Origin of the sequence: Nisaea denitrificans DSM 18348, from assembly GCF_000426505.1 — a bacterium.
Taxonomy (GTDB): Bacteria; Pseudomonadota; Alphaproteobacteria; order Thalassobaculales; family Thalassobaculaceae; genus Nisaea; species Nisaea denitrificans.
The window spans coordinates 1463424-1476958 of sequence record NZ_AUFM01000011.1; the positions used below are offsets into that span (position 1 = coordinate 1463424).

At 58.6% G+C, this 13535-nt stretch carries 12 protein-coding genes and 1 other RNA gene; 5 read left to right on the top strand and 8 right to left on the bottom strand.

Going from position 1 to position 13535, the window contains the following annotated elements; all coding sequences use genetic code 11:
- Position 1 precedes the first annotated feature (1 nt).
- The 4 genes from ssrA (at position 2) to K328_RS23020 (ending at position 3247) form a co-directional block, all read left to right on the top strand.
- Positions 2-361: a transfer-messenger RNA gene (gene ssrA, locus K328_RS26305) on the top strand.
- Positions 362-424: 63 nt separating this feature from the next.
- Positions 425-889 (top strand): SspB family protein, encoded by a 465-nt coding sequence (locus K328_RS0107880; RefSeq protein ID WP_425411514.1) that lies wholly within the window; start codon positions 425-427, stop codon positions 887-889.
- A 92-nt stretch (positions 890-981) separates the two neighbouring features.
- The gene (locus K328_RS0107885; protein ID WP_028465517.1) at positions 982-2592 is read left to right on the top strand and encodes a fumarate hydratase; all 1611 of its coding nucleotides are present in this window, start codon (positions 982-984) and stop codon (positions 2590-2592) included.
- Between the two features lie 13 nt (positions 2593-2605).
- Positions 2606-3247, top strand: a complete 642-nt coding sequence (locus tag K328_RS23020) for an alpha/beta family hydrolase (protein ID WP_036553247.1) — start codon at positions 2606-2608, stop codon at positions 3245-3247.
- Here the strand turns inward: K328_RS23020 and K328_RS0107895 are convergent.
- Positions 3244-3498 (bottom strand): hypothetical protein, encoded by a 255-nt coding sequence (locus K328_RS0107895; protein ID WP_028465518.1) that lies wholly within the window; start codon positions 3496-3498, stop codon positions 3244-3246. The genes K328_RS23020 and K328_RS0107895 overlap by 4 nt on opposite strands.
- A 667-nt stretch (positions 3499-4165) precedes the next feature.
- On the opposite strand from K328_RS0107895, the gene K328_RS0107900 reads away from it, so the two are divergent.
- Positions 4166-4987: a flagellin gene (locus K328_RS0107900; RefSeq protein WP_028465519.1), complete on the top strand. Its 822-nt coding sequence runs from the start codon at positions 4166-4168 to the stop codon at positions 4985-4987.
- Between the two features lie 83 nt (positions 4988-5070).
- Here the strand turns inward: K328_RS0107900 and K328_RS0107905 are convergent, their stop codons facing one another.
- The 7 genes from K328_RS0107905 to K328_RS0107935 form a co-directional block, all read right to left on the bottom strand.
- On the bottom strand, positions 5071-5496 hold the full coding sequence (locus K328_RS0107905) for a universal stress protein (protein ID WP_028465520.1): 426 nt from the start codon (positions 5494-5496) through the stop codon (positions 5071-5073).
- Between the two features lie 14 nt (positions 5497-5510).
- Positions 5511-8111, bottom strand: coding sequence for a TRAP transporter permease (locus K328_RS0107910; protein ID WP_028465521.1), 2601 nt, complete (start codon positions 8109-8111; stop codon positions 5511-5513).
- Positions 8112-8286: 175 nt separating this feature from the next.
- On the bottom strand, positions 8287-9270 hold the full coding sequence (locus tag K328_RS0107915; protein WP_028465522.1) for a TAXI family TRAP transporter solute-binding subunit: 984 nt from the start codon (positions 9268-9270) through the stop codon (positions 8287-8289).
- 380 nt (positions 9271-9650) lie between these two features.
- Positions 9651-10979: an aspartate aminotransferase family protein gene (locus K328_RS0107920; protein WP_028465523.1), complete on the bottom strand. Its 1329-nt coding sequence runs from the start codon at positions 10977-10979 to the stop codon at positions 9651-9653.
- Positions 10980-11062: 83 nt separating this feature from the next.
- Positions 11063-11710, bottom strand: a complete 648-nt coding sequence (locus tag K328_RS0107925) for an ABC-type transport auxiliary lipoprotein family protein (RefSeq protein ID WP_036553248.1) — start codon at positions 11708-11710, stop codon at positions 11063-11065.
- A complete protein-coding gene (locus K328_RS0107930; RefSeq protein WP_028465525.1) occupies positions 11710-12696 on the bottom strand; it encodes an MlaD family protein in 987 nt (328 codons plus the stop codon). Before K328_RS0107930 ends, K328_RS0107925 begins: the two co-directional genes overlap by 1 nt.
- A gap of 20 nt (positions 12697-12716) precedes the next feature.
- Positions 12717-13532 carry an ATP-binding cassette domain-containing protein gene (locus tag K328_RS0107935; RefSeq protein WP_205620594.1) on the bottom strand — a complete coding sequence of 272 codons (816 nt, stop codon included), beginning with the start codon at positions 13530-13532 and terminating at the stop codon, positions 12717-12719.
- Positions 13533-13535 lie beyond the last annotated feature (3 nt).

Below are 13535 nucleotides of genomic sequence, written 5' to 3' on the forward strand. Positions count from 1 at the left end.
TCCTCTTTTTCCTGAGACAACAAGCGCCTATATTGAGCGTGTCGGGCAACCGACTATGGCGATAAACGGCCTGTGGAATAGGCATTGCGGACCCGGGGGCGGTACCCGGCGCCTCCACCAAAGATTTCCGGTTTCTCGACCGGCTCCTTGGGGGCGAAATAGGATCGACGCGTGTAGTAAAGACAGAACTTTCGCTCGGCATGGTACCACCGATATCGGGCCATTATAGTAGTTGCAAATGACAACAACTATGCGGAAGCACGTCTCGCTGCGTAAGCAGTCAGATGTCTTCATTTAAGTCCTAAGGGTTCGCACCTTTAGGCGGGGTTTGGGGCGCACCTGGCAACAGAAGCGTCCCGCTGAATTTGAGTATGCTGACGGACGAATACCGGGGGAAATTTTGGAAGAACCTTTCCAGTACGATATGATGGTGGATGAAGCGCTGCGCGGCGTTGTTCGGCGCGCGCTGAAGCAGGTCGCCCAGCACGGCCTCCCCGGAAACCACCATTTCTACATCACCTTCAAGACCCGGGGAGAAGGCGTTTCGATCCCTCCCTACCTGCTTGAAAAATACGCGGACGAGATGACCATCGTGCTCCAGTTCCAGTTCTGGGACCTGGAAATCGAGGAAGAGTTCTTCAGCGTCGCGCTCAGCTTCAACGATGTTCGCGAGAGGCTTGTGATCCCGTTCGCCGCGATCACCGGTTTCGCCGATCCGTCGGTGAAATTCGGCCTTCAGTTCCAAACACTGGAGGAGAGTGAGCTCAGCGAAGCGGAGCTGCTTGAGGCGTCCGACGACGAGACCGAGGATCCAATGCCAGAAGGTGAAGACGATGGTGCGGCCATGGGCCAAGTCGTCTCCCTCGATACTTTTCGGAAGAAGAAATAAATCCGGCGGCCGCCTCACGGTAAAGACCGGATACATTTCGACGGAGGCGGCACCGCTTCCGCAAGAGAGATATACGCTGGAGAATAGCCCCAATGGCCGACTTCAATTTCACCGAGATGTTCCCGCTTGCGGAGGACACGACGGAATATCGCAAACTCACCAGCGATTATGTCGGTGTGGAAAAGTTTCGTGGCCAGGACATCCTGACCATCGAGCCCGAAGCTTTCACGATGCTGACGGAACAGGCCTTCCGGGACATCTCCCACCTGCTCCGCCCCGCGCATCTTCAGCAACTGCGCAATATCCTCGAAGATGACGAAGCGACCAACAACGACAAGTTCGTTGCCTACGAGTTGCTGAAAAATGCAGGCATCTCCGCCGGCGGCGTGCTGCCGATGTGCCAGGATACCGGCACCGCCATCGTGATGGGCAAGAAGGGCCAGAACGTCTTCACCGGCTTCAACGAAGAAAAAGCCATCGCGAAGGGCGTTTACGACGTCTACACAAACCACAATCTGCGCTACAGCCAGATGGCACCGCTGGACATGTTCACCGAAAAGAACACGTCCAACAACCTGCCGGCGCAGATCGAGCTTTATGCGACCGAAGGCGATGCCTACAAGTTCATGTTCTGCCAGAAGGGCGGCGGCTCGGCGAACAAGAGCTTCCTGTTCCAGGAAACCAAGGCGATCCTCAATCCGGACGCGCTTATGAAGTTCCTGGATACCAAGATCCGCACCCTCGGCACTGCAGCCTGCCCGCCCTATCACCTCGCCATCGTGATCGGCGGCCCCTCGGCCGAGTTCAACATGAAGACGGTGAAGCTCGCCTCGACCAAGTATCTCGACGGTCTGCCGACCAAGGGCAGCGAGTCCGGCCACGCCTTCCGCGACGTGGAGATGGAACAGCAGGTCCTGAAGATGACCCAGGACATGGGCATCGGCGCCCAGTTCGGCGGCAAGTATTATTGCCACGACATCAGGATTATCCGCCTGCCGCGCCATGGCGCATCCCTGCCCGTTGGCATCGGGGTTTCTTGTTCTGCCGACCGCCAGTGCTTCGCCAAGATCACCAAGGACGGCATTTTCGTCGAGCGGCTGGAAACAGATCCGTCCAAGTATATGCCGGATATCGATCCGAGTGAGTTCGAGGGTGATGTCGTCAAAATCGACCTCGGTCAGCCAATGGATGAGATCCGCAAGACGCTCAGCCAGTATCCGATCAAGACCCCGGTTTCACTGTCTGGCACGATCATCGTTGCCCGCGACATCGCCCATGCGAAGCTGAAAGAACGGATCGACAGCGGCGAAGGCCTGCCTGACTACGTGAAGAACCATCCGATCTATTACGCAGGCCCGGCCAAGACCCCGGAAGGCTATGCCTCCGGCTCGTTCGGTCCGACCACGGCGGGGCGGATGGATTCCTATGTCGATCCCTTCATGGCTGCCGGCGGCAGCTTCGTGATGCTGGCAAAGGGCAATCGCTCCCCCCAGGTCCGCGAAGCCTGCAAGAAATATGGCGGCTTCTATCTCGGCTCCGTCGGCGGGGCCGCCGCCAAACTGGCGCTGGAAAGCATCAAAAAGGTCGAGGTTCAGGAGTTTCCGGAACTCGGCATGGAAGCGGTCTGGCGTATCGAAGTCGAAGATTTCCCCGCCTTTATCGTTACGGACGACAAGGGCAATGACTTCTTCGCCAACATCTGATGATGTGGCGCGTATGACAGCGCCTGATTTTCTGACGGACGGGCCGGCGGATGCGCCGGCCTCTTTCGTTCTGGCCCACGGCGCTGGCGCGCCGATGGACACGCCATTCATGAACCAGATCGCAGAAGGCGTCGCCGCGGCCGGCTTCCGGGTACTCCGCTTTGAATTCCCCTATATGGCGGGACGACGCACTGGCGGCAGCAAACGGCCGCCCGACCGTCAACCCATTCTTCTGGAAAGCTGGCGGAACGCTATTGCGGCAGCGGCAGCAGACCGCGCCCTCGTCATAGGCGGAAAATCCATGGGTGGCCGCATGGCGAGCCTTGTCGCCGACGAGAGCGGTGTCGATGGATTGATCTGCCTCGGCTACCCGTTTCATCCGCCAGGCAAACCGGACAAGCTTCGCACGGAGCATCTGGAGGGCATCATCTGCCCGACGCTGATCCTTCAGGGCGAGCGGGATCCTTTTGGGACTCGAACAGAAGTCGAGAGCTATCGGTTATCGGAAGCGATCACCCTTGAGTGGATCCCGGACGGCAATCATGACCTGTCGCCACGAAAAGCCTCAGGCCACACATCTCAATCGAACATGGCAGCAACGATTACCGCCGCCATGACCTTTCTTGAAAACGTCGTTCGCAGACAAAAGGCTTAATGGTGAAGCTGGGATCTGTCGTCGATTGCAGCGCTGATCAGTTCAGCCGGTGATTTGATCTGCTTCTCAATCACGGGCAGCTGCAATTCGTCAGCACTCGTGCGGTAGACGATATAGGCATTTGCCATCCACCCGCCGACCACAATCGGGCCAACCAGAATAACAGCTAAAGAAACCAGAGCGACCACACGCATAACTGATCGGAAAAGTGCTTCCGCGACGCTGTCTTCTGTCTGTTCCCAAACGGCCACTGATCTAAATCCCGCTCAAAGAGTGCCCCTGAAAGGCGCTCCCACAATCAACAAGTGAATCCTACATTAGCAGAAAGAAATGCAACCCTCAATGCTATGTCGCAACACATTGCCGCAAGTGCCACAAATTACACAACTTTCCACAACCAGAGATGTGCGTATCGCGGTCTTCCAAAACAATGCGATTAAACACATAGACAGTCATATTTTAAAGTTGTCCTAAAATTTCATTAACAAAAAGTAAGCGTATTGCCAGTAAGCCAATCCAATCACTAAGCGTCCCGGCACGGAAATAAACCGCTCTAAAGCAACTATTTAATAAAAATTAAACAAGTATGAACCGCGTCATGTCGACGTAGATTCGTTCTCTTCAGAGGTATCGGCGCATAATCCGGACCTCAAAAACCCCATGAATCTGACCGCGACTTCCGCGCTAATTCCACGCCAATTCGCGCCCAAATTGAACCGGGCTGAAGCGACGCATCGGAGCCCCAGTGATAGCAAGCAAACCCTCCCTTGAGCCGGTCGAGTGACTTGTATCACACCGGGTTGGGACGGTTTTCCGATCACGACTTACAAACGACGGAAAAAATGCTATATTATAAGTTGAGAGTGAAGAGACTACCGGACATCTCTGTTCGTGCACCGTTAGAGAGAGTGCGTAGATATGGCTATTAACAATTCGATCAATACGAATGGCGGCGCCTTTTCGGCGCTCCGGAGCTTCAATTCCGCGCGTAACGATCAAAGCCAAACTCAGAACCGTATTTCGACCGGAAAAAATGTTGCAGGCGCGCTGGATCAGGCGTCTCTGTTTGCCATCGCGCAGAGCATCCGGGGAGAGCTGAGCGCCAATGCAGCCGTGCAGCAGGGATTGAACCAGACGTCAGGCGCGGTGAAAGTCGCAACAGCCGGTGCGACGGCAATCTCAAATCTGACTTCTGACATTCAGGGCAAGCTGGTTGAGCTTTCCAATCCCGCGAACACGACAGAGCAACAGGGCATCCTGCAGAACGATCTGGATGCACTCCTGGGACAGGCTCAGGGCTTTGTCGACAACAGCAGCTTCAACGGAACCAATCTGCTTGAGTCCGGAGCCGGAGATCTGAATACGCTTCAGAACGGCGACGGGGACGTCTTGACCGTCTCAGGTCAGGGCTCGGTCGCGGACAGCCTCGCAGCACTGGCTGCCGCGGATTTTAGCGACCCCGCTGCAGTTCTTGAAAATGAGTTCACGAACTTCCAGGCAGCCCTGAACACCTCGCTCGGGGAGCTGGGCGCAAGCGGTCGCCGTATTACTGCGCAGAACGATCAGCTGCAGGGCATCGCGGATGCAACCGAAGAAGGCCTCGGCAATATCGTCGATGCAAATCTCGGTCGGGAAGCAGCCCAGCTTGCGGCAGATCAGGTCCGCGGCCAGCTGAGCGCACTGTCGCTCGGCATCGCCAACCGCAGCCCCCAAGCACTTCTCGGCCTGTTCCGCTCTTAACAGAACGGCTTCAGGCGCCACGCACCTAGATCAATTGATTATAGAGAGCCCCGCCGCGTTCCTGACCGGCGGGGCCTTTTCGTTTAGCGGACCACCAGGACTGAACAATTGGCATGGCGCACCACCCGCGCCGCATTCGGCCCGAGCAGGTAATCCTTCAGCGCCGGGCGGTGCGAGGCGATGATGATGAGATCGGCTTCGATCTCCTTCGCCGTCAGGAGCACCATCTCATAGACCGTCCCCTGCCTAACGATGTGCTGAACCTGCATGCCCGGCGGAACGCGCTCAGAGACCAGCTCGTGCAGACGCTTGTTCGCTTCCTTCATGACCTTTTCGATATGGTCCTTCGGGAAGTATTGCCCGACAAGGCTCATTCCGAAGTCCGGCACCACAGTCATGACCGAAAGAGTAGCCCCGTGAGTTTCGGCGTTGGAGATAGCCAGCGGCAGCGCCTTGCTCCACGAATCCTTGTCATCCAGATCAACTGTCAAAAGGATGTGCTTGTACATTTTCTCTCTCTTTCCTAGACAGCTTCAAGGCGGCGGCGACGCGACCGTTGCAGGGCAAAAACGAGAACCATCAGACCAATTGCCGGAATGAAGAACAGCTCTTTCGGCAGACGGTCTGCCGGCGTCATGACTTCCGTGATCTGCCAGTCGAAATCGATCCCGGCCTTTTCCGCCGGACTGCTGAAACCGATATTGTCGACCAGCGCCTTGTCGTCCTCGAACCGCATTTCAAGACCGGCTATATTCGCCAGCCTGTCCGCCCCCGGGCCGGCATCTCCAAGCGGCAACAGAACCGCCTTGGAAACAGTCTTCCCGTCTATGGTTTCGCCCTGCACCGTCAGACGAATGTCAGCACCGCCCGGGATTGCCTCGGCAACTTCGTAGATCTTTGTCGGATCATGCAGGACAAACGGCGGATCGATCTGGTCCAGCCAGAAACCGGGCCGGAACAGGGTAAACGCGACCAGCAACAAGGCAGCGGATTCCCACATCCTGTTCTTCACCAGAAGATACATCTGTGTCGCCGAGGCGAACATAAGCATCGCCAGGGTTGCCGTGACCACGGTGATGATGAAATGCACCACACCGTCGATCCCGATCATCAGAAGCTGTGTGTTGAAGATGAAGAGGAACGGCAAGATCGCGGTTCGGATATCGTAGGCAAATCCTTGCAGGCCGGTCTTGATGGGATCGCCGCCCGATAGAGCGGCGGCGGCGTAAGCCGCCAGCCCCACAGGTGGAGTATCGTCCGCCAGTATCCCGAAATAGAACACGAAGAGATGCACGGCGATCAGCGGCAAAATCACACCCGACTGGGCCGAGAGGGTCACGATCACCGGCGCCATAAGCGACGAGACGACGATGTAGTTCGCCGTCGTTGGCAGACCGAGGCCGAGCACCAGGCAGATGAAGGCGGTAAACAGCAGCATCAGCATCAGATTGCCGGCGGAAACGAATTCGACGAACTCGGTCATCTTCTGACCGAGACCTGTCAAAGTCACAGCGCCAACCACGATACCCGCAACCGCAACGGCGACGCCGATCGGCACCATGTTCCTGGCACCGGAGACCAGACCGTCATAGAGCTCGGCCCGTCCCATGCCGAGAGCCGCCATGTCGATCCCCTCACCCCGGAAAAAAGCCTTGCCGGCCCGATGGGTGAGCCCGACCACAAGCATAACAATCGACGTCCAGAAGGCCGCGAGGCCCGGAGAGAAACGCTCGACGATCAAACACCAGACCAGCACGCCGATCGGCAACAGGAAATAGAGACCGGACATCAGGGTCGGCCGCATTTCCGGGCACTCTGTCATTTCTTCCAGATCTTCCGGGCGACCGTCCTCATAGGAGGCCCCCAGCTTGAGCAGAAATGCGTAGGCGATCAGCAGTACAGCCGATGCAATATAGATCGTCGCTTCGCCTAGAACGTCCTTGGTCCAGGCAAAACCGTAATAGGTGATGGCCATCAGGACGAGGAAACCGACCAGCACGGTCGACGTGCTGAAAATCTTCGCCAGGATCGTCCGCCCGCGGCCCGTCGAGGAACGCGGCAGGCCAACCATACCGGCCTTCACGGCCTCGAGATGCACGATATAAACCAGCGCGATATAGGAAATGATTGCCGGCAGAAAGGCGTGCTTCATGATTTCGACGAGGTCGATGCCGACCCGCTCGATCATGATGAAGGCGGCAGCGCCCATGACAGGCGGTGTGAGCTGACCGTTGGTCGAGGAGGCAACCTCCACGGCACCTGCCTTCTCGGCAGAGAAACCGGTGCGCTTCATCAACGGAATGGTAAAGGCGCCCGTGGTCACCACATTGGCAAGCGACGAGCCGGAAATCAGACCGGTCATGGCCGAGGAAACGACAGAAGCCTTGGCCGGACCGCCCCGCATGTGGCCAACCAGCGCAATGGAAAGCTTGGTCAGGTAAATGCCCGCGCCGGATTTGTCCATCAAGGCGCCAAACAGCACGAACAGGAAGATGAAGGAGGTCGACACACCGACACCGATCCCGAACACGCCTTCCTGGGTGATCCAGAGGTGGGACATGGCTTTTTGGAAGGACGCCCCCTTCCAGGCGATGATGTCCGGCCCGTACTGGCCGAAAAAGATATAGACGAGGAAGACCAGAGCAACGGCCATCAACGGCACGCCGAGAGACCGCCGGGTAGCCTCCAGCAGCAACACGAGGCCGATACCTGCTGTCACGATGTCTGCCGTCGTCGGGATCCCCATACGACCCGCGAGATTATCGGCCTCGGCGACCAGATAAAGGATACAAACCGACGAGATGATCGCGAACAGCCAGTCCGTAATCGGCACGCTGCGGCGCGGTGAGCTTTTCAGCGCCGGATAAGACAGAAAGGCGAGAACCACGGCAAAGCAAAGGTGGATCGGCCGGGTTTGAGTGTTGTTCATCAGGGGGACAAAGTCGGCCAGCAGGTACGGCAGCGGCGACGCGATCCAAAGCTGGAACAGGGACCAAGCCAACGCACCGAGTGCGATACCCAGCCCCACCTTTCCCGGCACGCTCCGTGCGCCGGTATCAACGGCAGCGACCAGATCTTCAGCCGCCTGGCGCGCGGATTTCGACTCCGTGGTCTCGTTGCTCATTAACCCCCTCCTCGCGTGTCCGGTCAGGACACGTCACCCTCAGACAAATGCTGCGCGCAGAGAGCGCGCTGTTCCCGGTTCATCCGGCAAACCCATTGGACAGGGCTGCCCGTCATTGTTTTTCGTCAGGCAAAGCAAGAAGGGAGGGGCGAACCCCTCCCTTCTTTCGGCCGGATTACATCCAGCCTTTTTCTTTGTAGTACTTCGCGGCACCACCGTGGATCGGAGCGGACAGGCCGTCCTTCACCATTTCGGTTTCCTTCAGATGACCGAAGGCCGGGTGCAGCTTCTTGAAGTCGCCGAAATTCTCGAAGACCGCTTTCACGACTTCATAGACGACATCGTCGGAGACGGCGGTGGAGCTGACGAAGGTCGCGCCGACACCGAATGTTTGCACGTCTTCCGGATTGCTGGAATACATGCCGCCCGGGATGGTGGCTTTACGGTAGTAGGAGTTGTCGGCAACCAGCTTGTCGATCGCCGGACCGGTCACGTCGACCAGCACCGCGTCACAGGACGCAACAGATTCCTTGGTCAGAGCCGACGGATGACCGACGAGCCAGAAATAGGCGTCGATCTTGTTGTCGCACAGCGCCTGGCCGGTTTCGGAGGATTTCAGCTCGGCGGCCAGCTTCAGATCGCCGCGCGTCCAGCCGAGGGCCTCTTCCATGACTTCCCAGGTACCACGGGTACCGGAACCGGCATTGCCGATATTCACCCGCTTGCCCTTGAGGTCGGTGACATTCTTGATGCCGCCATCGGCACGCGCCAGAACCGTTACCGGCTCGGCATGCACGGAGAAGACAGCGCGCAGATCCTTGAACTCACCGGCATCCTTGAACTTCGAAGTGCCGTGATAGGCATGGTACTGCCAGTCGGACTGGGCAACACCCATGTCCAACTCACCGGCACGGATGGTGTTGATGTTATAGATCGAGCCACCCGTCGATTCGACCGAGCAGCGGATACCGTGCGCCTTACGACCTTTGTTGACCAAACGGCAAATGGCACCGCCAGTAGGATAGTAGACACCCGTCACACCACCGGTACCGATGGTGATGAACTGCTGCTCGGCAGCGCTAGCGCCCTGCGTTGCTCCGACGAGCGACGCGCCAGCCACAAGAGCCGCCGCAAAGCCAAACGTGAAAGCCCGTTTCATGAAGCCTCCTCCAAGTTAAATCCTGGTTTAAAAATTGTCTGCGTTCTACTGCTTCGTTTTGTCAGGCAAGTAATGCCTGAACCGGATGCGACTACGCTCCCATGCGTATGGCGCATCAAAGCCATCGGGTCGCAGACCAACCGGAACAACTATGCCTCGCAAGAACGAGAAAGGTCAATCCGCACTAGGGCATTGAAAAGTATGAATTTATTCAATTATTTTTGTATACAATAAAAATTTAGACGAACACGATAGAATGCTGCAGTGCGGTCTGTCTCCCCACTCAGAAAGCAGCGATGCTTTCATCAAATCAGCGATCTTGGTGGAACGTCCCCATTCATAATGCCACCGGCCGCAGGATAGCCAACTGCCGGTTCCCGCTAGCGTGAAGACAGTGCGCTCTCCACCGCCACACCAAGCTTCTCGACGATTTCAGCGACATGGCTGTCATCAATGATGAACGGCGGGGCCAACAGAATATGATCGCCGACCCGGCCGTCGATGGTGCCGCCCATCGGGTAACACATCAGCCCGTTCGCCATGGCATTGGCTTTCACCTTTGCGTGGAGCTTCAGATCCGGGTCGAAGGATTGTTTACTCGCCCTGTCCTCGACCAGCTCTATGCCGATGAAAAGACCGCGGCCACGGATATCGCCGACATGGGGATGGTTGCCGAACCGTTCCTCAAGGGCCGCCTTCAGCTTCTCTCCCATGACGCGGACCTTATCCAGCAGACCGTCTTCCTCGATAACCTGCTGCACCGCGAGTGCCCCGGCGCAAGCGGCCGGATGGCCCATATAGGTGTGGCCATGCTGGAAGAAACCGCTGCCGTCGCGGATCGCCTCGAAGATCTTTTTCGAGACCAGCGTCGCCCCGATAGGCTGATACCCGGCGCCGAGGCCCTTTGCGATGGTCAGCAGATCCGGCGCAACGCCATCTTCCTCGCACGCGAAGAGATAGCCCGTGCGCCCCATGCCGCACATGACCTCATCGAAAATCAGCAGGATACCGTGAGTGTCGCAGATCTCGCGGATGCGCTTCAGATAGCCGGGAACGGGCGGCACGGCACCGAGAGTGGCGCCGACGACCGGCTCGCATACGAACGCCGCGACAGTCTCGGGACCATGCTCTTTGATGGCCGCTTCCAACTCGTCCGCAACGCGCTGACCGTAAGTCTCTTCGCTCTCGCCATCCTGCCGGCCCCGGTAGGCATAACAGGGCGAGACATGGGTGATGTCGATCAGCAGAGGGCGGAACTGCTCACGCCGCCATTCGTTGCCGCCAACCGCCAGCGCGCCCAGCGTATTGCCATGATAGCTCTGTTTGCGGGCGATAATCTTGTGCCGCTCCGGCTGGCCGATCTCCATGAAATACTGGCGCGCCATCTTCAATGCCGCCTCGACGGCTTCGGAGCCGCCGGAGACAAAATAAACCCTGTCTAGGTCGCCCGGCGCCCGCGCGATCAGGTGATCCGCCAGACGCTCCATCGGCTCGTTCGAGAAGAAACCGCTATGGGCAAACGGAATTTCGTCCAGCTGCGCCTTGATCGCATCGATCACCCGCTTGTCGCTGTGACCGAGGCAGGACACCGCAGCCCCACCGCTGGCATCGAGATAGCTCTTGCCGTCCGTATCCTTGATGTAAACACCCTCCCCGGTTGCCGCGACGGGATAGGAGGCGACTGCACTGCGATGAAAGACGTGGTTCATGCCGGAGACTTTCAATTGGGATGCTTCAGGATGAATAAACTCGACAGTGCTCCCCCACTCCGCATCCGGTCAAGCCATCCGGATCAGAGCTCCGCAGCACTCTTCAGTGTCCAGCCGACGATCTTCTTCATCACGCTCCCGAGCGCCAGATCGAAGGATTTGACGATGCTTTCCATCCGGTTGTCCGGCGCCTCCCGCAGGGATTCGAAGGAATGCGATGCGATAATGATCCGCTGCGGGATCTTCACCAGCTTGCAATTGATCCGGACCCTGATGTTCGGAACAGCCGCACCCCCGAGATACTCGGCCTGGAATTCCCGCAACTCGGTCTGCAGCTCGTAATCGCTGCGCAGACCGACGCCGCTGCGGCCGACTCCGATGATTTTTCCTGAATTCTCGAAGGACTCCACCAACAGCCGATAGACCATGGACGGCGCCGTATCGACCCATTTCGCCCGGGCGAAATAATCCATCGTCAACTCGCCGCGCATAACCGCGATCTGGGAGGAATTGAGACCCGCCGGGGCCAGCGGCGGCTCGACACCCAACTGCCAGGACACTTTGGGAATATCGTCGGCGAACGTGCTTTTCGGCGATAGCCGATAGAGCTGCGATGGCGCCTGCGGTGTCGGTATCACCCCGCAGGCGGAAACAGCAGCAACCGGCAAGACCGTTCCGGCAAGGGCAAGCAGCCGCCGGCGGCTCAGGGAGGGGACGTTCTGCTCACTCATTAGTCGGTCTCCACACCTTTGTTTCTGTTGCCGAAGAGGATCCGCGCCGGATCCGCCTCGACCTGCCGGACTAGCCGGTCAAGATCGTTCATCAACTGGCGTCCCTCGACTAGGAACTCCGTCAGCTCATATAACCCGGTTTCCGCGAAATCGTTGACCGCCTCGCGGTTCTCGGAAATCAGGGTGGCCGCTTCATCGGATGCCTTGCTGACATTCTGCAGCGTGTCGCGAAGATCGGCCGAGACAATCGCGATCTCCGCATCGACGGCTGAAACCGTGCCCCGCGTCGTTGCCATGGTCTGGGATATTTCCTCGCTCATCACCGAAATGTCGCCGCCGACCTGCGCCACGGTCTCGTCCAGCACCAGCATCGTCGTATGGGCGTTCTCGATGATTGCTTCGATCTCGGTGCTGCGGTTCGCGAGAATGGCGGAAACGCTCTCAAGATTCTTCAGCGTGTTCTGGATCGACGTTCTGTTCTTTTCGTTCAGCAGCTGATTGGCACGATTTACCAGAACGACAAGCTGCGAGGCGATCTCGGGCGCGGCCTCAGCCACTTCCTGCAAGACCGATGGCCGGGATTCCAGCACCGGCACCTCATCGCCCGGGCGTGCCGCCAGCAACGGAGCGTCTTTGGAGCCGCCAGCGAGCTGGATATAGCCGACGCCCGTCAGCCCCTGGCTCTCAAGAGTGGCATAGACGTCCCGCTTGATCGGCACCTTGCTGTCGATTTCGACCCGGACCCGGATGATCTCGATATTGTCCGGGTCGATGGTGATATCGGTCACCTGGCCAACCGGAATGCCCCGATAACGGGCCGGGCTGCCGACCGAAAGGCCGGTTACCTGCTCCTCGAAAGTGATTTCGTAGGTGGCGACATCCCGGTCCAGCTCGACCTTGCCGAGCCAGACGACGAACCCCATCCCGGCCGCGAACATGGCGAAGACGAACACTCCGACGACGACATAGCTTGCGCGTGTTTCCATGGCAGTTCCGTCTCCCTCCCCTAGCCCTTGAGGCCCGGGGCTTCGAATGCGGCCCGCGCTCGGGGCCCGTGAAAATATTCCTGTATCCAGGGGTGCGGATTGGCAACCAGCTCCGACATGGTCCCCACCGTCACCTGCTTGTCGAGCAGCACCGCGATCCGGTCGCAGATTGCCACCAGACTGTCGAGATCGTGGGTGACCATGACCACAGTCAGGTTGAGGCTGCCTTGCAGATCCCGGATCAACATGTCGAAATTGGATGCGCCGATCGGATCGAGACCGGCCGTCGGCTCGTCCAGGAAGACCACCTGCGGATCGAGCGCAAGCGCCCGGGCGAGGCTCGCCCGCTTGCGCATGCCGCCGGAAAGCTGCGAGGGGAACTTGTCCGCCGCGTTCGGCGGCAGGCCGACCATGTTGATCTTCAGCAGTGCCAACTCGCGCATAAACTGCTTCGGAATGCCGCCCCGTTCCCGCATCGGCGCCATGATGTTCTGCGCGACGGTAAGCGAGCTGAACAGGGCTCCGTCCTGGAACATCATGCCGAACCGGCCCTGCAGCTTGCGCGTCGGCATCTCGCCGCGCCCCGCCTCGATCTTCTCGCCGAGCAGTTCAATCTCGCCCGCCGACGGAATCTGCAAGCCGATGATGGTCCGGAGCAGGACAGACTTCCCGGAGCCGGAGCCGCCAACGACCCCCAGAACCTCGCCGCGCAGAACATCCAGATCGAGATTGTCATGCACAACCTGCGTGCCGAATGCGTTCCGGATGCCGCGCAACCGGATGGCAGGAGGGCTCGCCGCGTCGCTTGTAAAGCTCTCTTCCGTCATCGCCGCCATCGC